15 protein-coding genes, 1 tRNA gene and 2 pseudogenes are annotated in these 17951 nt (G+C 65.1%); 11 read left to right on the forward strand and 7 right to left on the reverse strand.

Features of this window, described 5'->3' with window-relative positions; translation table 11 throughout:
• The first annotated feature begins 143 nt into the window (after nucleotides 1–143).
• The 4 genes from KFB96_RS05635 to KFB96_RS05650 all read left to right on the forward strand — a co-directional run bounded on the left by KFB96_RS05635 (nucleotide 144) and on the right by KFB96_RS05650 (nucleotide 5542).
• Nucleotides 144–380, forward strand: coding sequence for a DUF465 domain-containing protein (locus KFB96_RS05635; RefSeq protein WP_213459726.1), 237 nt, complete (start codon nucleotides 144–146; stop codon nucleotides 378–380).
• A 347-nt stretch (nucleotides 381–727) separates the two neighbouring features.
• Complete coding sequence (locus KFB96_RS05640; protein WP_213459728.1) at nucleotides 728–1360, forward strand: MBL fold metallo-hydrolase; 633 nt, start codon at nucleotides 728–730, stop codon at nucleotides 1358–1360.
• 55 nt (nucleotides 1361–1415) lie between these two features.
• Nucleotides 1416–2267, forward strand: a complete 852-nt coding sequence (locus KFB96_RS05645; RefSeq protein WP_213459729.1) for a hypothetical protein — start codon at nucleotides 1416–1418, stop codon at nucleotides 2265–2267.
• A 398-nt stretch (nucleotides 2268–2665) separates the two neighbouring features.
• Entirely contained in the window at nucleotides 2666–5542 is a 2877-nt protein-coding gene (locus KFB96_RS05650; protein WP_213459730.1) for a DUF349 domain-containing protein, read from the forward strand.
• A 595-nt stretch (nucleotides 5543–6137) separates the two neighbouring features.
• Here the strand turns inward: KFB96_RS05650 and KFB96_RS05655 are convergent.
• The 3 genes from KFB96_RS05655 to prfB all read right to left on the reverse strand — a co-directional run bounded on the left by KFB96_RS05655 (nucleotide 6138) and on the right by prfB (nucleotide 9516).
• Complete coding sequence (locus KFB96_RS05655; RefSeq protein ID WP_213459731.1) at nucleotides 6138–6443, reverse strand: hypothetical protein; 306 nt, start codon at nucleotides 6441–6443, stop codon at nucleotides 6138–6140.
• Nucleotides 6444–6651: 208 nt separating this feature from the next.
• Nucleotides 6652–8193, reverse strand: coding sequence for a lysine--tRNA ligase (lysS, locus tag KFB96_RS05660; protein ID WP_213459733.1), 1542 nt, complete (start codon nucleotides 8191–8193; stop codon nucleotides 6652–6654).
• 224 nt (nucleotides 8194–8417) lie between these two features.
• A protein-coding gene (gene prfB, locus KFB96_RS05665; RefSeq protein ID WP_213459924.1) for a peptide chain release factor 2 occupies nucleotides 8418–9516 on the reverse strand; the annotation gives its coding sequence in 2 pieces (ribosomal slippage) (nucleotides 8418–9440 and nucleotides 9442–9516; 1098 coding nt in all).
• Nucleotides 9517–9768: 252 nt separating this feature from the next.
• Here prfB and KFB96_RS05670 point away from each other — a divergent pair.
• From KFB96_RS05670 to pyk, 5 genes are all read left to right on the forward strand, one after another.
• The gene (locus KFB96_RS05670; protein ID WP_213466009.1) at nucleotides 9769–10485 is read left to right on the forward strand and encodes a transposase; all 717 of its coding nucleotides are present in this window, start codon (nucleotides 9769–9771) and stop codon (nucleotides 10483–10485) included.
• On the forward strand, nucleotides 10482–10871 hold the full coding sequence (locus tag KFB96_RS05675; RefSeq protein WP_213466007.1) for a cupin domain-containing protein: 390 nt from the start codon (nucleotides 10482–10484) through the stop codon (nucleotides 10869–10871). The genes KFB96_RS05670 and KFB96_RS05675 overlap by 4 nt, the downstream gene beginning before the upstream one ends.
• 55 nt (nucleotides 10872–10926) lie before the next feature.
• The gene (locus KFB96_RS05680) at nucleotides 10927–11217 is read left to right on the forward strand and encodes a polyhydroxyalkanoic acid system family protein (RefSeq protein ID WP_213466005.1); all 291 of its coding nucleotides are present in this window, start codon (nucleotides 10927–10929) and stop codon (nucleotides 11215–11217) included.
• Between the two features lie 32 nt (nucleotides 11218–11249).
• The gene (locus tag KFB96_RS05685; protein WP_300971326.1) at nucleotides 11250–11855 is read left to right on the forward strand and encodes a flavin reductase family protein; all 606 of its coding nucleotides are present in this window, start codon (nucleotides 11250–11252) and stop codon (nucleotides 11853–11855) included.
• A 445-nt stretch (nucleotides 11856–12300) separates the two neighbouring features.
• The gene (gene pyk / locus KFB96_RS05690) at nucleotides 12301–13743 is read left to right on the forward strand and encodes a pyruvate kinase (RefSeq protein ID WP_213466003.1); all 1443 of its coding nucleotides are present in this window, start codon (nucleotides 12301–12303) and stop codon (nucleotides 13741–13743) included.
• A gap of 195 nt (nucleotides 13744–13938) precedes the next feature.
• Here pyk and KFB96_RS05695 read toward each other — a convergent pair whose 3' ends face one another.
• The gene (locus KFB96_RS05695; RefSeq protein WP_213466001.1) at nucleotides 13939–15381 is read right to left on the reverse strand and encodes a DUF294 nucleotidyltransferase-like domain-containing protein; all 1443 of its coding nucleotides are present in this window, start codon (nucleotides 15379–15381) and stop codon (nucleotides 13939–13941) included.
• Nucleotides 15382–15631: 250 nt separating this feature from the next.
• On the opposite strand from KFB96_RS05695, the gene KFB96_RS05700 reads away from it, so the two are divergent.
• Both KFB96_RS05700 and KFB96_RS27405 read left to right on the forward strand, forming a co-directional pair.
• Nucleotides 15632–15706: transfer RNA gene (locus KFB96_RS05700), tRNA-Val, on the forward strand.
• A gap of 396 nt (nucleotides 15707–16102) precedes the next feature.
• Nucleotides 16103–16246 (forward strand): annotated as a pseudogene (locus KFB96_RS27405) (nucleotidyltransferase family protein); the annotation flags it as partial.
• Between the two features lie 42 nt (nucleotides 16247–16288).
• Here KFB96_RS27405 and KFB96_RS05705 read toward each other — a convergent pair.
• The 3 genes and pseudogenes from KFB96_RS05705 to KFB96_RS05715 form a co-directional block, all read right to left on the reverse strand.
• A pseudogene (locus tag KFB96_RS05705) lies at nucleotides 16289–16858 on the reverse strand (DUF6079 family protein); the annotation flags it as partial.
• Between the two features lie 82 nt (nucleotides 16859–16940).
• Nucleotides 16941–17420: an RES family NAD+ phosphorylase gene (locus KFB96_RS05710; protein ID WP_300971327.1), complete on the reverse strand. Its 480-nt coding sequence runs from the start codon at nucleotides 17418–17420 to the stop codon at nucleotides 16941–16943.
• Complete coding sequence (locus KFB96_RS05715) at nucleotides 17417–17860, reverse strand: antitoxin Xre/MbcA/ParS toxin-binding domain-containing protein (RefSeq protein WP_213455622.1); 444 nt, start codon at nucleotides 17858–17860, stop codon at nucleotides 17417–17419. The genes KFB96_RS05710 and KFB96_RS05715 overlap by 4 nt, the downstream gene beginning before the upstream one ends.
• Nucleotides 17861–17951 lie beyond the last annotated feature (91 nt).

Below are 17951 nucleotides of genomic sequence, written 5' to 3' on the forward strand. Positions count from 1 at the left end.
CCCATAACGCTGCGGTATCATTTTGGGGCATCGAGCCGGGATCGCCGCTGCGCCTGCACCCGGCGAGCCAAACCCGCCCCGACCACACGACCGCCGGCGCGACCACTGCGCGGGTTACTGCACCTTTTTGAGGAACGGATACAATGCTTGGCGAATCACACGACCTCCTTCACGAGTTCCCCGATCTCGAAGCGAAGATCTCGGCACTGCGCTCGAGCAACGCCGAGTTCGCGCAACTGATGGACGACTACGACACACTCGACGCCCGGGTGCGCGACCTCGAAGAGCTGGGGACGCCCGTCGCCGACGAGACCATCGAGGAGCTCAAGAAGGAACGCTTGGTTCTGAAGGATACGCTCTACGCCATTCTGCGTTCCTGAAGGCGCATTCGGGTTGCCGCCAACGGCCCCGCGTCGGGCTTGTCGAGCGCGGGCAACCCGACCCGAGGCCCCGCGCACGAACAAAGGCCGTCTCGCCCTCTCGCAGAGATCCCGCACAGGTCGTGAAACCACACAGGGCCGTATCCCGTCCTTGTGAGCGGTTCAAAAGGCCGTTGTCGTGATTAATGTCGTTGTCGTTGTCGTTGTCGTAATCGATTACGACAACGACAACGACAACGGATTTGGTGTTCAAACACCATACTTACCCCCCATCGCGTCCTGGACAACCCGGACACCAGATGAAACCATGCGCGGATATCTCGTCCCGACCGCGTGAGCAAGACCCCGTGCAATTTCGAATCATCCCCGTCACCCCCTTTCAGCAGAACACCACCTTACTCTGGTGCGAGCACACCCTTGCCGCCGTCATCGTCGATCCGGGCGGCGAGGCCGAGCGCATCCTCGAGCAGGTCGCAGCGCTGGATCTGAAACCCGAATACCTTCTGCTCACCCACGGCCACCTCGACCACGTCGGCGCCAGCGCCGAGATCGCGCGCCGACTCGGCATCCCGATCTGGGGCCCGCACCCCGACGACGCCTTCTGGCTCAATGCCCTGGTCGAGCAGTGCGAGATGTTCGGGTTTCCGCCCGTGACCGCATTCGAGCCCGATCGCTGGCTGCAGCCGGGCGAGCGCATCGCCGTCGGCGAGGAGACCCTCGAGGTCCTGCATTGCCCCGGTCACACGCCGGGCCATCTCGTCTTCTTCGACGCACGCGGCAAGCTCGCACAGGTCGGCGACGTTCTCTTCAAGGGCTCGATCGGACGCACGGACTTTCCGCGCGGAAACCATCGCCAGCTCCTCGACTCCATCCGGGAGCGCCTGTTTCCGCTCGGAGACGACGTACGCTTTATCCCCGGGCACGGCCCGATGTCGACCCTGGGCGAGGAGCGACGCACCAACCCTTTCGTTCGCGAATAAGCGTTCAGCGAGCACCATCCGCCACCGGGCAACCGCCCGCGGAAGGAACGGCATCATGCGAAAATCAGGCATCCCGACGCCGACACCGGGCCGACAGAGCAGTCCGCCGCGCAGCCGTCGGATGCGCAACGCGGAGGCCGAGCCGCCGGATGCCCCGCCGCAGAACGCGCTCAAACGCACCAAGAAGGCCCACTTTCTCGAACCCTACCGACTCTCCGAATCCGGACGCGCCGCCCTAATCGCGTGCCTGACCGACCAGACCGTCGGCGATCCGGAAAGCCGCGAGCTGTTCGCCGCCGCCGTCGAGTACGGTATCGCGAGCTGTCGCGCATCTACGAAGGACACCCGCATCCCAGCGAAAGTCGGTGAGGCCGCTGCCGTACCGGCTCTCAAGCCGCCGGAACCTCCAGCCACGGAGTCGACACCGAATCCAAGCGAACCGCTCTCGGCACTCGCGGAGACGGCGCGTCTGCTCGTCCGGGGGCTCGGAGCACTCGACGAGCCGTCGCGCGAGGCGATCACCGGTCGTCTGCGCAGCTCCGACCCCTTCGACCGTGTCCACGACCAAACCTATCTGGACGCGGTCTGTCGCGAGGTCGAGCGCATCGCCGGGGCCGCGTCAACCCTTCTCGACACGCCGCCCGCCTTGCAGCCTGTCTCACCTTCGGCCGCCACGACCGCAGCGGCGGCGCCCCCGCATCCGGACGACCCGCTCGGCGAAACGGCCCGTCGCCTCGTTCGGCGCATCGCCGACGCCTACGAGGCTTGTTTCGAGACCAAGGCCGAGACCGGCGCGGGATACCCCTTCATCACCGTCCTTCGCCTCATCGCCGAGGACGCCGGGATCGCACTGCCTGCGGAGGACGCCCGACTTCACGCAGTCCTGCCGGAGCACTGTCGGATCTAAACCGCGCCCGGTGCGGTATGCGTCATGTGTTGGAGTGGATCGGCCGCGCCAGCTCCGACGACTGTCGGAGCTGGCGCGGTTTAGAGTATTCAAAAATATTAAATTTTAAACCGCGTCTCCAAAAAGGTCGGAAAAATCCTTGAGCCCGACACAACATGAAAATAACGCATGTCGCTCTGGACGCGGTTTAGTGGAGTAGTGCAGAGATTCCGAAACCGTCCGAGATCATTGTCGTTGTCCTTGTCGTTGTCGTCATCGACCATCGATACGACAACGACAACGACAAGGAACGGTCTCGACACATCGTCCGTGCTGCACGAGGTATAGAGTCGTCGGACCGTTTGCTCGCGTTTCTGAGTACAATGGCCGGTCCGTGGGCAACGGTTGGCGAGTCACACATGCTATTCGAGCGCTTTCTCAAGAAAAAACGACAAGATACGCACAAGGAAGAGGACCAGGAGGTTCTGGCCGAACGCGCCCGCACTCATGAAGACCCGGCGGTGCGGCGCGAGGCCACGCGGCGGCTCGTCGCGCTGTCCCATCTTCGCCTGATCCTCACCGACGACGCGGACGCCGGCGTGCGCGAGATCGCCGCCGCCCGCTATCGCCATCTCCTCTGCGGAACCCAGCCGGCAGAGCTCACCCCCGACGGTGTGAGCGTGGATGCGCGGGTCGCAGAGCTATCGCACATCGAGGACGCACGCATCCTCGAGCAAGTCGCCCTCCAAGGGCAGGACCCCGAGGTCCGTCGCGCCGCCATCGAGCGGCTTCGGTCTCCCGAGGTGCTCGCGCTCTGTGCGGTTCAGGATCCCCTCGCCGCCAACCGTGGCGCGGCCATGGAGCGTATCGAGACCAAAGACGCACTCGAGCAGGTCGTGCGCCAGATCGGCAAGCGCGACAAGAACGTCTACCGCAGCGCACGCGAGAAGCTCCGCCTGATCTCCGAGCGCGAAGAGCGGCCGCTGCGCGTGCGCGTACTCTGCGAAGAGCTCTGCCAGAAGGCCGAGCGTCTCGGTCGGCTCGAGCAATGGAATCAGGATCGCGCCATCCTCGATCTACTCGACCGCCAATGGGCCGAGATCCGGGAGGAGGTCGAGCCGGACGGGCGCACGCGCTACGAAAGCGCACGGGAGCACTTCATCCTGGCCTACGGCGGTCACGCGCGCGCGACCGCCGCCAGGGTCGCCGCCGAAGAGGCGCACGAGTCTCTGCACACCGAACGCCTCGCCCTCCTCGACACCCTGGCCGAGGCACCGACGCTGACCAGCGAGCAAGCGATTCGCGCCCTGTGCGAACGGGTCTCGACCGCCTGGGACCCCCTAGACGCCCTCCCGCCGCAGCGCCAGAGGCCCCTCGATCAGCGCTACCGCACGCTCATGGACGCGGCCGACGCCGCGTGCACGGCACTCGACGATCAGCGCAAGCGCCTGTCGCAACTGCATAAGTCGAGCAATCGGGCACAGAAGCTACTCGACGAGCCCAAGCCGATCGATCTGCGCGCGACCAAGACCTTCATCGAGCAGGCCCGCGCACTCACCGCCGACCTCCCCGCAACCGCCGAGACCGAAGTCTTCCTCGGACTCGTCGATCGCGTCGAATCGCGCACCAAAACCCAGCGCAAAAACGCCGAGCACCGTCTCAAGCAGCTCCCCGAAAAACTCGCCGAGCTGGAGAAGCACCTCGAGGACGGCGAGCTGAAGAAGGCCGACCCGCTCTTCCAAAGCCTGCGCGCCGGCCTGGATCTGGTCGAGGCCAGCGCCCTGCCCAAGGGCGCTGCCGAGGAGATCGCGGCACGCCTGCATCTGCTCGCACCGCGCCTGCGCGACCTTCAACACTGGCGTCGCTGGGGTGCCGATCAGCATCGCGACGGCCTCTGCGAGGAGATGGAGCAGCTCATCGAAGCCGACCTGCCCCTGCAAGCCCTCGGCGAGCGACTCCACACCATGCGCATGGACTGGAAGGGCCTGGAGCAGACCGGACCGCGCGCCAGCCCGGCCCTCGCCGAGCGTTTCCATAAGGCGTGCGACGCCGTCCAAGAACGCTGTCGCCCCTTCATCGAGGCCCAAGCGGCCGAGCGCGAGGCCAACCGTGCCGCGCGCGAGTCCGTCTGCGACCAGATCGAAGACTTCCTCTCCAAGGTCGATTGGGAGCGTATCGACTGGAAACGCGTCCTGCGCGCCGAGCGCGAGACCCGCCACACCTGGGCCTCCATCGGACCGGTGGACCCGCGCCACTTCAAGGCGCTCGAAGGGCGCTTCCGCCAAGCGCTCAAGCAGCTCGATCGCCGCCTGGACGGGGAGCGCAAACGCAATCAGGCGATGAAGCACGCGCTGATCGCCAAGGTCGAAGCCCTGGTCGCGGAGCCCGATCTGGACGCGGCCATCGAGCAGACCAAGTCACTCCAGCGCGAGTGGCACACCACCGTTCCGGCTCGCCACAAGGACGAGAACAAGCTCTGGCAGACCTTCCGCAGCGCCTGCGACGCCATCTTCGAACGTCGCGCCGCCTTGCACCAGGCGCACGCCAACGAGATGAAGGAGCACCTCGCCACGCGCGAGACCATCTGCACCGACGGACGCGAACTCGCACGAACCGAGCAGAATCCGAAACGACTGCGCGCCGAGCTGCGCGAGCTCGAGCGGCGCTGGGAGGATGCCCAGTCCCTGCCCATCCCGCGCCAGAGCGCCGGCCCACTCAACGAACACTGGCGCGAGACCCGCGAGGCGCTCAGACAGCACCTGCACGCCTGCGAGGACCAACAGCGCCGAGGCGCATTCGATCTGCTGCAACGCCAAGCCGAGCTGTGCGAGCGTCTCGAGCTCGGACTCCTCGGAGAAACCGACGCACCGCTCGCCCCCGAAGCGGCCGAGCAGGCCTGGGCGGATCTCCCGGAGCAACAAGACAGCGAGATCCAGCAGGCCATCGCCGCGCGCTTCTCCTCCGCACTCGCCGCCGCACAAGACCCCGAGCAGCTCGCCGGACTGCGCCGCCGCTACGACGCCAACGCCGCGCACCTGAGCCAACTCTGTCTGCAGCTCGAAATCCTCGCCGGCGTCGAAACCCCGCCCGAGCTTGCCCAACAGCGCTTGGAGTACCAAGTCGCACGCCTGACCGAGCGTATGGTCGACGGCGAGGAGGATCCCCTGCAAGGCAGCGCCAGACTCCTCAAAGAGTGGTATCTCTGCGGCCCCGCGCTCCGTTCCGCCGGCCTGAACAGCCGCTTCGAGCGCATCCGCCAAGCCCTCGCACGAGAGCCCGGCGAAGCGACGGCCTGAAACGGCCGTGCATCGGCCACGACGCAGAACCCGCCCCGGATGCACTCGATGGTTGACTCCGACGCAAGACTCCGCAAACGCCGGCACCGCACCTGGAATCCGGCGCTCGACTTGCTTCTGACACGTGACTCAGGAACTCGTGACATCCGCTCCGCGGTGTCACGCATTCCCCGTGGCGCTCCGCGCCACCTACCGCGATTTCCGAAGTGAGGAACAAGGCATCAAGGTGTCATCGGAAGACGAAGCTCATGACGATGAAAAAGCCGATGTACGCGACAAGCGCCCAGAACGCCAGATTGATCAGATAGCGCAAACAACCCAACATTCGACGACCTCCTTTGTGTCGGCGTCCACGATGGCGCCGACGCCCGTCCTCATCAGACCACCCAGTCGGGTAGACGAGCGACAGCGAAGTCCACCGAACCCCACTCCGGCGCCGATGGACTGCACTGCACTCGCCGATCCGACCCGATCAGCGACCCGGCCGGTTCCGCGAGCAACCCCCGCGTCTTCTTCCACAGTCCCGACGACTCGCAACAGCAATCTCAACTTCGCCGATGCCGGAACCGCCTCGAACGCGCTCTAGCGCCGAGGGTCAGCGGTTTCTGAGCAGCCGTTGCTCCGAGCCGTAGTCGGGGGTGTTGGTGCCGGGAATGGCATTGTAGATCTTGCCGTCGCGGATGATCAGACGGTCGGACGCGCCGTAGTCCGGGGTGCGGGTGCCTTTGATCGCGGGATAGACGATGCCGTCGCGCTCGATGAGGAGCGGACCGCCGTAATCGGGGGTCCGGGTGCCGGGAATCGGCGTCCAGATCTCGGTGTCGGCGTGCGCAAGCGGGGTCAATGTGACGGCGATGATCGGCAGCGCCGTCCGCCATGCGGCTTTTGCGGTCCTGTGCATTTGGTCCCTCCAATCCACCCTGGCCTGATCGACCGAAAGGGGCGCGACGTCTGGCGATGCCGCGCGGAGCATCGGCTTGGTCGGCGCGACGACTCGTCCGTCGCCCCCGAGTCCTTGCCGGGATAGACGCCAAAGGCGTGATCGCGGACCCCCGGCAAGCTTGCGGCGGAACGGCGGCGAGCCGCCGCGCCGGACCTCTCCGATCGACTCAGCCGCCGGCCTCCGGGCGCATGTGCGGAAAGAGCAGGACATCCCGGATCGAGGGCGAGTCGGTGAAGAGCATGACCAGGCGGTCGATGCCGATGCCCTCGCCCGCCGTCGGCGGCATGCCGTGCTCCAAGGCGCGGATGTAGTCGGCGTCGAAATACATGGCCTCGAGATCCCCGGCCTCCTTCTCGGCGACCTGCTGGCGGAAACGCTCGGCCTGGTCCTCGGCGTCGTTCAGCTCGGAGAAGCCGTTGGCGATCTCGCGCCCGCCGACGAAGAACTCGAAGCGGTCGGTGACGAAGGGGTTCTCGTCGTTGCGCCGCGCCAGCGGGGAGACCTCGGTCGGGTATTGGGTGATGAAGGTCGGGGCCATCAGACGATGCTCGGCGGTGTGCTCGAACAGCTCGATCTGGAGCTTGCCGAGGCCCCAGCCGGGCTTCACCGCAATCCCCAGCCGGGCGGCGACCGCACGAGCGCGCTCGAGGTCGTCGACATCGGCCGCTCCGAGATCCGGGTTGAAGTGCAGGATCGCCTCGCGGACCGTCATGCGCGCGAAGGGCCGGCCGAAGTCGTAGTCCTCGCCTTGATACTGGATCAGCGTGCGGCCGAGGACCTGCTCGGCCATCTCGCGCAGCATGTTCTCGGTGAGGTCCATGAGGTCGCGATAGTCCGCGTACGCCTCGTAGAACTCGAGCATGGTGAACTCGGGGTTGTGGCGCGTGGAAAGCCCCTCGTTGCGGAAATTGCGGTTGATCTCGTAGACCTTCTCCAGACCGCCGACCACCAGACGCTTGAGAAACAGCTCGGGCGCGATGCGCAGAAAGAGCTGCATGTCCAGGGCGTTGTGGTGTGTGATGAAGGGACGCGCGACCGCACCGCCGGGGATGACCTGCATCATCGGGGTCTCGACCTCCAGGTATCCACGGGCGTTCAGATAGTCGCGGATGAACTGGATGACCCGGATGCGGATGCGGAAGGTCTCGCGGGTGCCGCCGTTCATGATGAGATCGAGATAGCGCTGGCGGTAGCGGCTCTCCATGTCGGTCAGACCATGAAACTTCTCGGGAAGCGGCCGCAACGCCTTGGTCAGCAAACGAATGTTGTCGCACTTGATCGACAGCTCGCCGGTCTTGGTCTTGAACAGTAGACCCTCCGCGCCGAGGATGTCGCCGAGATCGTAGTCGCGCTTGAAGACCGCGTAGGCGTCCTCGCCGATCAGATCGCGCTGGACGAAGAGCTGGATGCGCCCGGACATATCCTGCACATGCGCGAAGCTCGCCTTGCCCATGACGCGCCGACTCATCAGCCGGCCGGCGACCTTCACGCGCAGCCCGAGCGCCTCGATCGCCTCGGGCTCGTGCTCGCCGTATTCGGCCAGCAGCTCGCCCGCGATCACATCGCGCCGAAAATCGTTCGGAAACGCAGGGCCTTGGGCGCGCAACTGCGACAGCTTCTCGCGCCGCTGCGCGATCAGCTTGTGCTCGTCGACCGCGTCTTCGCTCGACGCCGCCGTCGTTGTGTGTTGTTCGGTTTGCTCGCTCATCGCCCTGCTCCTACTTAAACCGCTTCCGGCGCAACACGCCGACGTCGTCGAATCATTGAGTGCATCGCACGCCAACGCGCGTCGCAGTAGAAGCGGTTTAAGAATTTAAGTGTTGAATATCTTGAACCGCGTCAGCTCGGAGCCCCCTGGAGACCGCGACGCCGCGGCTGCCACCAAGGCTTCGGAACACACTTGAACGCGGTTCAATCTCGGACGCGGTTCAATTAGAGACCGCTTTTGAGACTGGCCTCGATAAAGGGATCCAGATTCCCGTCCAGCACCGACTGGGTGTTGGCGGTCTCCACGTTGGTCCGCAGATCCTTGATGCGTGACTGGTCAAGGACATAGGAGCGAATCTGGCTGCCCCACCCGATGTCGGACTTGGTGTCTTCGATCGCCTGTTGACTGGCGCGCCGGTTCTGCATCTCAAGCTCGTAGAGCTTGGCCTTGAGCTGCTTCATCGCGTGGTCTTTGTTCTTGTGCTGCGAGCGATCCGTCTGGCACTGCACCACGATCCCGGTCGGGTTGTGGGTGATGCGCACCGCCGACTCCGTTCGGTTGACATGCTGACCGCCGGCGCCGCTTGCGCGATAGACGTCGATGCGCAGGTCCGAAGGGTTGATCTCGATGTTGACGGTGTCGTCGACCTCGGGCGAGACGAAGACGGCGGCAAAGGAGGTGTGGCGCCGGTTGCCCGAGTCGAACGGCGATTTGCGCACCAAGCGATGCACACCGGTCTCGGTGCGCAGCCAACCAAAGGCGTAGTCGCCGGTGAACTGGATGGTCGCCGACTTGATGCCCGCGACCTCGCCGGGCGAGACCTCGAGCAGCTCGGTCTTGAAGCCGCGGCGCTCGCCCCAGCGCAGGTACATGCGCAGCAGTATCTCGGCCCAGTCCTGCGCTTCGGTCCCGCCCGAGCCGGCCTGGACGTCGACATAGGCGTTTTTCGCATCCATCTCACCGGCAAACATGCGGCGAAATTCCAGCTCGGCGACCTGCGATTCCTGACGCTCCAGATCCTTTGCGACCGCCGCGAGCGTGTCCTCGTCCTGCTCCTCGGCGGCCAGTGCCAGCAGATCGTCGGCATCGACGAGGCCGGTCGTGAGCTCGTCGATCGTCAGCACGATGGCCTCGAGCGTCGCGCGCTCGCGGCCGAGCGTCTGGGCGCGCTCAGGATCATTCCAGATCTTGGGGTCTTCCAGCTCGCGCAGGACTTCCGTCAAACGCTCTTTGCGTTCCGGGTAGTCAAAGATACCCCCTAAGGGACTCGACACGTCCCTTGAGGTCACTGATTTGGTAGGCGATCGGGTTGATGTCGAGCATCTTCGACTCCGTCCGGAAAAATCCGTAAGTATACGCCGGCGCCGAGTCGAGCGTGTCGCCATGTTCCGCCCGGCCCTCACCACCGACCGGTCAACGTCGGCATACGGGTTCCAGCTCGAACACCGCCGCCTCTCACGGAGACACTGGGGTCACGGAGAGTCGAAGTGACGAAGGACCCGCCGGTTACCTGTTCTCTTTTCGGATCGGTTCTATACTCACAGGCAGGTCAACCAACCGGCTCCGACCCTAACCATGGCACGCTTGCCCAGATTCGTCCTGCCCGGCTATCCGCAACACGTCATCCAGCGCGGCAACAATCACGAACGCATCCTGTACGAGGAAGAAGACTATTGGTTCCTCTGGGAAAAGATCGGGGCTGCCGCCGAGAAGTTCGGATGCGAGCTGCATGCCTACGTGCTGATGCCGAACCACTTCCACCTCTTGCTCACGCCGCACCTGGACAATGGTGTCGGCAAATTGATGCAGTACGTGGGGCGCTACTATGTCCAACACTTCAACGCCCGCTACCAGCGCACCGGCACCCTCTGGGAAGGACGCTACCGCGCGACACTGCTTGATCCGAAACACTTTCTGCTGCCGGTCAGCCACTACCTAGAGTCCAACCCGGTGCGTGCCGGGCTGGTGAGGAGCGTCGGCGATTACGGGTGGTCGAGCTACGGGGCCAACGCGCGGGGCGACGACGACCCCTTGGTCACGGTCCACGCGGAGTACGATCGCCTCGGGCGCAGTGCGAAGGCACGCCGTGCCGCCTATGCAGCACAGGCCGAGCAGCCCCTGGACGATGCCCTCCTGGCCCGGATTCGGGATGCCACCAACAAGGCATGGGTGCTGGGCGATGAAACCTTCTGCGGGGCGATCGAGACGGCGCTGAACCGGCGCGCCTTGCCGCGCCAACGCGGCGGCGACCGTCGCTCGGCGGCCTATCGGCGTGCGACGGGGCGCGGATGAGTCCGCCGCTCGGAGTGATCCACACGCCGCGCGAGGCCGACGAATTCTTCACGGACGAAGGCTGCTACATCCTCGAGACCTGGAATCGCACGGACGACCCGGCGGTCTCCGTCGCCCGCGCCAAGGTCGAGCCCGGCGTCACGACACGCCGGCATCGTCTCGCCGGGATCGCCGAGCGCTATCTGATCCTCTCGGGTGCGGGACGCGTCGAGGTGGAGGGCATCCCGCCGCAGTCCGTCGGGCCGGGTGATCTGGTCTACATCCCCGCCGATCGGAGTCAACGCATCGCCAACACCGGGGAGGGCGACCTTGTCTTCCTGGCCATCTGTACCCCGCGCTTCGTACCCGAGGCCTATCTGGACATCGAGACCGACCCGCCGGGGTGACCCGATCTGCTCGGTACACCTTGACCGGCTCCCGACACGGACCAACAATAGCGACATGACGGACATCTTCATCGAACGCGAGCATGCACTGGGCCTCGATCGGGCGCTTGACCGGATCGAGGCCCTCGCCTATTTGCTCGTCGAGGAGCTCGATGCCCAATGTGCATGGGACGGCAATCGGCTCGATTTTTCGCGGCCTGGCGCGAGCGGATGTGTCGAGGTGACCGAAACCCTGCTGATCCTCGAGGTCTCGCTCGGATTCCTGCTCAAACCCTTCAGAGAGCGGATCGAGCAGAGCATCACCGAGAAGCTCGACAGCCTGGTGCCGGGCCTTCCCTCGGTCTGACGCGTCCCGGTGCAGCGGCCGTCCGACCCGACATGAGCCCCGATATGCACGTCCAGAGCCCATCGGCGCTCAACGCCGTCAATGAGGTCTTCCATCTCTACGACCCACCCCTGTGGCTCGTCACGGCACGCGACGGGGCGCGCCGAGGCGGCTTCATCGCCACGGCCGCAACCCGCGCATCCATCGTCCACGAGATCCCGCGCATGCTCGTCGCGGTCGCCAAGCACCATCACACCTGGGGCCTGATCGAGGCGAGCGGATCCTTCGCACTGCATCTCATCGCAGCCGAGGATATCGCGAGCGTTCGGCGCTTCGGGCTCGCCTCCGGGCACCGTGCGAACAAGTTTGCCGACCTGCCGCCGCGCGAGACACCCGCCGGCGCGCCCTTGATCGAGGGGGCCATCTCCTGGTTGGACTGTCGGGTCGAAGCGCGCATGGACATCGGCGACCGCACCACCTATCTGGCCGAGGTCACTGCAGGCGCGGTCTTGCGGTGCGGCCCGATCCTCACGGTCGCGGGACTGCTGCGGGATGCGCCCGAGGCCGATCGGGCCGAGCTGAAACGCCTCTATGCGCACGATCAGGAGACCGACCGAGCGGCGATCCTGGCCTGGCGCCGGTCTCGTGACGAGGCGTAAGGCAGGGCCGTAGGTTGTGCCGAGCCATGCGAGGCACAACAAACCATCGGCGGACGTCGTGCTTCCTATCGTCAGCACGACCTACGGGTATCGAATTCTCCGGAAACCCCTAAACCGCGCCAGCTCCGACACATCACGCACACCGCACCGGGCGCGGTTTAGGACCAACCCACCGTCAGACCCAATGACACGCAAACATCACAGTGCGTCGGTATAACGACAACCGCCGCGTGCGATCGGGCGCCGGACCATCGGCGTCGCGCCCAGCCTGAATCACCCTGCGAGCAACCCGCACGCGAGCAGGCACTCCCGCCGGATCGCGATCTGACATCTGGCGCAAGTTGTGCTTAGATGACGACCAACCGGCCATGCTCGGCTCGGTCCCGCCCGCAGCCCCGACCGAACCATCCGAGCACCAAACCCTTCAGCAGTACGAGACCGAGACATGCAACTTCCCAACCACAAGACAAAGATCGTCGCGACAATCGGCCCGGCGTCGGATTCGCCGGAAATGCTTCGCGCCCTGATCGAGGCCGGCATGAACGTGGCCCGATTGAACTTCTCGCACGGCGATCCGCACTATCACGGGGCGCTGATCGGGCGTATCCGCGAGGCCGCGACAGCCACCGGGCGCCGTGTCGCCATCATGGGCGACCTGCCCGGCCCCAAGATGCGCATCGGCGATCTGGCCGAAGAGCCGGTCGAGCTGCTGCGCGACGATATCCTCACCCTGACGACCGAGGACATCATCGGCAACAAGTCGCGGGTCTCCATGAGCTTTCTCGACCTCCCTGCGGCCGTGCAACCGGGTGACAGACTCTTCCTCAACGACGGCTTCATCCTGCTGAAGGTGCTCGAGGTCGAGGGCTCCGAGATCCGCTGCAGCGTGCGCGTCGGCGGTGAGCTGCGCTCGCGCAAGGGGCTCAACTTTCCGGGCATCAATCTCGGCATCAGTGCCTTCACCGCCGACGACCACGGTTGGCTGCACTTTGCCGCCGAGCACGGCCTGGATGCCGTCAGTCAATCCTTCGTCGCCACGGACGACGATATCCTTGCCGTGCGCCGTGCGGCCGACGCCATCGGCTATGCCCCCTTCATCATCGCCAAGATCGAGCGCGCCGATGCGCTCGACAATCTCGAGGCCATCCTACGCGCCGCCGACGGCATCATGGTCGCGCGGGGGGATCTCGGCGTGGAGATCCCCATCGAGCGGATCGCCGTGGTGCAGAAGCACATCACGGAGCTCGCCAATCGCTTCGGCAAGCCCGTGATCACCGCCACTCAGATGCTCGAATCCATGGTGACCTTCCGCCGCCCGACCCGCGCCGAGGCGACCGATGTCGCCAACGCCATCCTGGGCGGGACCGACTGCGTCATGCTCTCCGCCGAATCGGCAATGGGGCGCTACCCGATCGAGTCCGTCGCCATGCTGGCGAGTATCGCCACCCATGTGGAGCCCGAGCGCAGCAAGCAGCCCTTCGTGCGCACCATGGACGGGTTCCACGGCTCGGGGCGAATGCGTGCCGTCGACCTCATCGCCGCGAGCGTCTATCACACCATCAAGGACAGCGCCCCGCAGGCGGTCGTCGTCCCCACCCAGACGGGCAGCACGCCCCGCAACGTCGCGCGCTTCCGGCTCCCGGTCTGGATCATCGCCTTCAGCCCGAATAAGGCCACCTGTCAGGCTCTGCAGTTCTCCTACGGCATCCATCCGATCCAGGTCGAGGCCGACCGCTCCGATTGGTCGAGCTTCGTGCGCCACTGGCTCTTCGAGCGCGGGATCCGCGAGGGCCTGGTCTTGCTGACCCAGGGTCCGACCGTGGAGAACCCCTCCGGCAACTATCGGATGGAGATCCTGGCGCTGGAGCCGCCGTCCGGACAGCGCTGAGTTTGAGCCCGACCGGGAACCAGCGACAACAAGGTCGTCGAGAGAGTGGTTTCCGGAAAAAGATCTCCAGGGATGTAGGGGCCGTAGGGGCGACTTAAGTCGCCCCCTCATCCTCGCCCCCTCACGCCATCAAGACCGAGCCCGCCCCGCTCAGCCCTATACCCCAGCGCAAACAAAGTCACTCCGAGACCCGGTTCAGCGCCCCAGCTGATTGAGATGAAACCGGCTTCTCAGAAACCCCTGGAAGTGTCCAACCTCTTCGAGCGCGAGCTTCAAACGCCCCTCCTCGATCCGATTCAGCCGCTCGAGCGGTAGATAATTGTTCGGCTCGCGGTCCTCCTCGAGCGCGAGCAACTGCGCGCGCAGTCGCAGGGTCACCAGAAAATCCAGGGCCGCGATCAGACTCTCCGCCTGCTCCGCGCGCAGGACCCCGGACTCCTGTAAACCGAGCACCCGGCCGCGGGTACTGCCGTCGCCGACACCCGCCTGTAAAGCCATCGCTTTGACCCCCTCGGTGATCGGAAAGATGCCGGCCTTCTTCAGCTCGATGCTGCCGCGGTGAGGTCCATGCCGCTCCGGCTTGATCCCCCCGAAGAACCCCAACGGCGGCTTGAAGCTGACCGCATTGGCGGCGCTATAGGCCAGAAACAGGTTATTGGCACGCAACTGCGCCGTGATGTGGGCCTTCAAGTCGGCCTCGAAGCTCGCGTCTCCGTAAAGGGTACGAAGATCGAAAAACATGCTGCCCGAGAGGATGTTCTCGGGCGACGGGGTCCTCAGCCATTTATCGAGAACACGCTTCCAGTCGGAGAGACTGCGCCTCCAAGCCTCGTTCTTCGCCATAATGCCGCCGGGGCACGCCGGCACGCCGATCCCGATAAGCTGATCGATCAGGTCCACGCTGAAGGCCGCCAGACGCTCGCGCTCGTCCGACGTCAGATCGTCCGCGTAGACGATCGCATTGTCCTGATCGGTGGAGAGCGTCTGCTCTCTGCGGCCTTCGCTCCCCAGCGCCAGGAAGGCAAAGCGGTCCGTGAGATCCGGGTAGCGGTCGGCGCGCACCAGCTCGATCAGACGCACCAGGATACGGTCGTTCAGATGCGCGACCGTCTGCACCAGATCCTTGGTCGCCACGCCCGTGCCCGACAGGTGCACGACGAGCTTCTCCAACTTCTCATGCAGGATCTTCAGATCATCGACGTCGGTCGCCTCCTCGATCTCCTTCACCAACTGTTGGGGCGAGCGACTTTGCAACCGCAGTGCGTCGGAATCGGTCACGATCCCGCAGAGCGCACCGCTCGTATCCACCACGCACAGCCGGTGGATTCGCCGCCGACTCATGAGATGAAGCGCCTCGAACAGATAGTCGTCCTCGCCGATCGTCACCAGCGGGCTGTTCATGATGTCGCCCACGCGCAGCTCGCCGGGATCCTGCCCCCGTGCCACGACCTTGTTGCGCAGGTCGCGGTCCGTCACCATCCCGACCGGAACTTGATCCGAGCAGACAACGATGCTCGAAATATTCCGCTCGCTCATCATCTCGGCGGCGGCGACCAGCGACTCATCCTGATCGCAGGTCACGACCTCGCGTTGACACAGATCCCTGACGGGAACGAAAAACACATTATCAGCGGACATTGGGCCTCGATTGCGACTGATTTTGACGACTGCATCGACGGTTGGCGCGCGTGTTGAACCGAAAGTTCCCATCCGCGATCCGGTGCATTCGTGAGATGGATCGATCCAACCGGACTGGACCGAATCCGCACAGGCCACTTTAGCCCGGGGAACCCGATCACGCGAGACCGAGCGAGCAATACCGGCGACTCGCGCCGCCTCGCCGGCGTTGACCGCGCCAACCTTGCCTGGTACATTGCGCCGCTGAGTCGGGCGCATAGCTCAGCGGGAGAGCACTGTCTTCACACGGCAGGGGTCGGTGGTTCGATCCCACCTGCGCCCACCAACAAAATAAGAGCTTACGAAGAACCGGCCTAGCGCCGGTTTTTTTGTTGGAGTTGTGGAAGTGCACCGCGGGATCGGCGCCGACACAATCTCCTCGAGCGCGATTGCGGCCCCGCGGACGCACGACAGCGTAGCTCAAGCGCGGAAACAGATGCGCCAGGCTCAGCGCGGCGATGCGCGCCTGGCGCAGATAATCCCAGGGCAGAACGGCGCACTCGGCGGAGCGCCGATGCAGGACCAGTGCCGGGCGAGCGCCGGACTCGCCGCGGTCCCACGGCATGCGATAGCGTTGGACTCTGGTGACGAAGCTCCGGCTTCGTCACCCGCGAGAAGAAGCTCCGCTTCGCGAATCGGCCGTCCGTGCCGACGCCTCATGAAGCTTGTGACGGGGGAGCCCATGAAACCTTCAGAAGCATTGGACTCGAACCGAGCCGCAATGCGGTCTGTGGTCGAGTCCCACCGCGCCCGCAACGCTCGGGTGTTCGGCTCCGTGCTGCACGGCCAGGACACCGACAGCAGCGACTTGGACATCCTCATCGACCTTGGGGTGGCCGAGCAAAGGTGTGTAGGCCGCGTTCTCCGCGACCAGCGAGACCACCGACATGAGGTGCGATTTGCCGATGCCGTAGTTGCCGACCACGAGGATGCCTTTATGGTCGACGCCCGGATCGAACGAGAGCTGCGGGATGATGACCTCGGCGATGCGCGTGGCCATCTCGTCGGAGATCACATAGGTCGAAACGAGCTTTTGCGCCTCATCCGGCCGGTTGGCGTCGAGCAGTTTGAGGTGGATGGGCCGAGGACTTCGAAGATCAGCTCCGGAGTCTTGGCGTCGTCGCGCCGGTCGGGCGGGCCAGGGCATGCGCTCGAGCACCTGCTCGAACAAAGATGGGTGGGGCTGAGCGAAGAAGCGCTCGGCGGCCGTGGTGCCGTCGGGCCGCTTGATCGCAACGTTGTGCAGGGCGGTCAAGACCTGCTGCTTGCGCGGGCCGAGTCGGTGATGCCCATGCTGATCGAGCGCGAGGAAGCCGTTGCGTCCCTCGACACAAGAGCTGCTGCGCTGGAACAGATCGGCACACTCCCCGGCGACCTGCTTTGGCTTCGACGCGGTGCGCGTGGGCCTGCTCGAGCAGGATGAAGTTCGAGATCGCATCGATGCACACCAAGCGCATGCTTGTTTCCGCAGCGGCCGGTCCAGGAAACCCGCGCCGGGGGCCGCACCTGAGATCAGGCATTCAAGTCCGCTCGGCCTTGAGCAGACGCCGATCCATGACCAATTTCCGCGGTTCGCCGATCACCACGGCGGCGGCGAAGCCGGGATGGGCTGGATTCAGGATCAGGTTGCGCTCGCCGGGTGTCACGGCGCTGGGCACAGTCAGCCCCACCGAGACGCCTGATGCGGCCCAGGCGTCGCCGATCGATCGCGTCGATGCCGGAGCCGGCCAGGCGGCGTCATCGGCGGGCAGCTCGGCCACGAGCTCGCACGCCAAGACGGCCTCGGGCACCACCTCGAGCTCAATGTATCGCCAGTGTCCGCGCAGGACGTCTTCAGCCTCCAAGTGGACGAGCAGCTCGAGCTGCGCAAGCGACAGCGACTGGGCCGCATACACCATCGAAACACCGGGTGAATTCCAACGCCCGCCGAAGAGCCGGGCACCTTCGCCGGTGAAGGCCGTTTCCAGATACGCCTCGTCGAGCAGACGAAACCACCTCAAGAAAAGACCCCATGGCGTAATCGGCCGATCAGTTGCTCGACTTCACGCGCACCGATTTCCGTGTCCGCGTAGTCGAGCGGACGCAAACCTGCGAGCGCGGTCTTCGGCGACGTGAGCCAGTCCCGGGCGCGCGCGACGTCGCGCAGCATCTCGGTTGCCAGGGCCAAGAGTCGTTCGATACGCAGCACGCGCTCGGACTCGGCCGGGTCCAGACGACCGGCTTGACGGCGCCGCACCAGGGTACGGCTCGGAATGCCGGCATAGGCGGCCAGCTCCTGCAGCGACAGACCCAAGGGTTCGCGCAGGGCCTCCAGCTCGGTGAAGGGCAGGCCGCGGCGCACCCGCTCGACCAGCTGGGGTGCTGGGGTCTGCAAGACCTTCAAGAGATCGGCTGCTTGCGGATGCGTCGGGACCGTAATCCCGGTCGCCGTATTCGTCATGACCAGATGCTCCACCAGTAACGCCACTTGGCTCCACTCTATACGCCATTTGCTATGACAACAAGAACGTCTCTTCGACGCAGCACCCAGA

The sequence above is a fragment of the Thiocapsa sp. genome (genome assembly GCF_018399035.1).
Taxonomy (GTDB): Bacteria; Pseudomonadota; Gammaproteobacteria; order Chromatiales; family Chromatiaceae; genus Thiocapsa.

Bases quoted from the DNA above. Each gene is read 5' to 3' on its own strand.
- KFB96_RS05635 (WP_213459726.1), top strand. From the start codon at position 144: ATGCTTGGCGAATCACACGACCTCCTTCACGAGTTCCCCGATCTCGAA.
- KFB96_RS05645 (WP_213459729.1), top strand. From the start codon at position 1,416: ATGCGAAAATCAGGCATCCCGACGCCGACACCGGGCCGACAGAGCAGT.
- KFB96_RS05650 (WP_213459730.1), top strand. From the start codon at position 2,666: ATGCTATTCGAGCGCTTTCTCAAGAAAAAACGACAAGATACGCACAAG.
- KFB96_RS05655 (WP_213459731.1), bottom strand. From the start codon at position 6,443: ATGCACAGGACCGCAAAAGCCGCATGGCGGACGGCGCTGCCGATCATC.
- lysS (WP_213459733.1), bottom strand. From the start codon at position 8,193: ATGAGCGAGCAAACCGAACAACACACAACGACGGCGGCGTCGAGCGAA.
- KFB96_RS05670 (WP_213466009.1), top strand. From the start codon at position 9,769: ATGGCACGCTTGCCCAGATTCGTCCTGCCCGGCTATCCGCAACACGTC.
- KFB96_RS05675 (WP_213466007.1), top strand. From the start codon at position 10,482: ATGAGTCCGCCGCTCGGAGTGATCCACACGCCGCGCGAGGCCGACGAA.
- KFB96_RS05680 (WP_213466005.1), top strand. From the start codon at position 10,927: ATGACGGACATCTTCATCGAACGCGAGCATGCACTGGGCCTCGATCGG.
- KFB96_RS05685 (WP_300971326.1), top strand. From the start codon at position 11,250: ATGAGCCCCGATATGCACGTCCAGAGCCCATCGGCGCTCAACGCCGTC.
- pyk (WP_213466003.1), top strand. From the start codon at position 12,301: ATGCAACTTCCCAACCACAAGACAAAGATCGTCGCGACAATCGGCCCG.
- KFB96_RS05695 (WP_213466001.1), bottom strand. From the start codon at position 15,381: ATGTCCGCTGATAATGTGTTTTTCGTTCCCGTCAGGGATCTGTGTCAA.
- KFB96_RS05715 (WP_213455622.1), bottom strand. From the start codon at position 17,860: ATGACGAATACGGCGACCGGGATTACGGTCCCGACGCATCCGCAAGCA.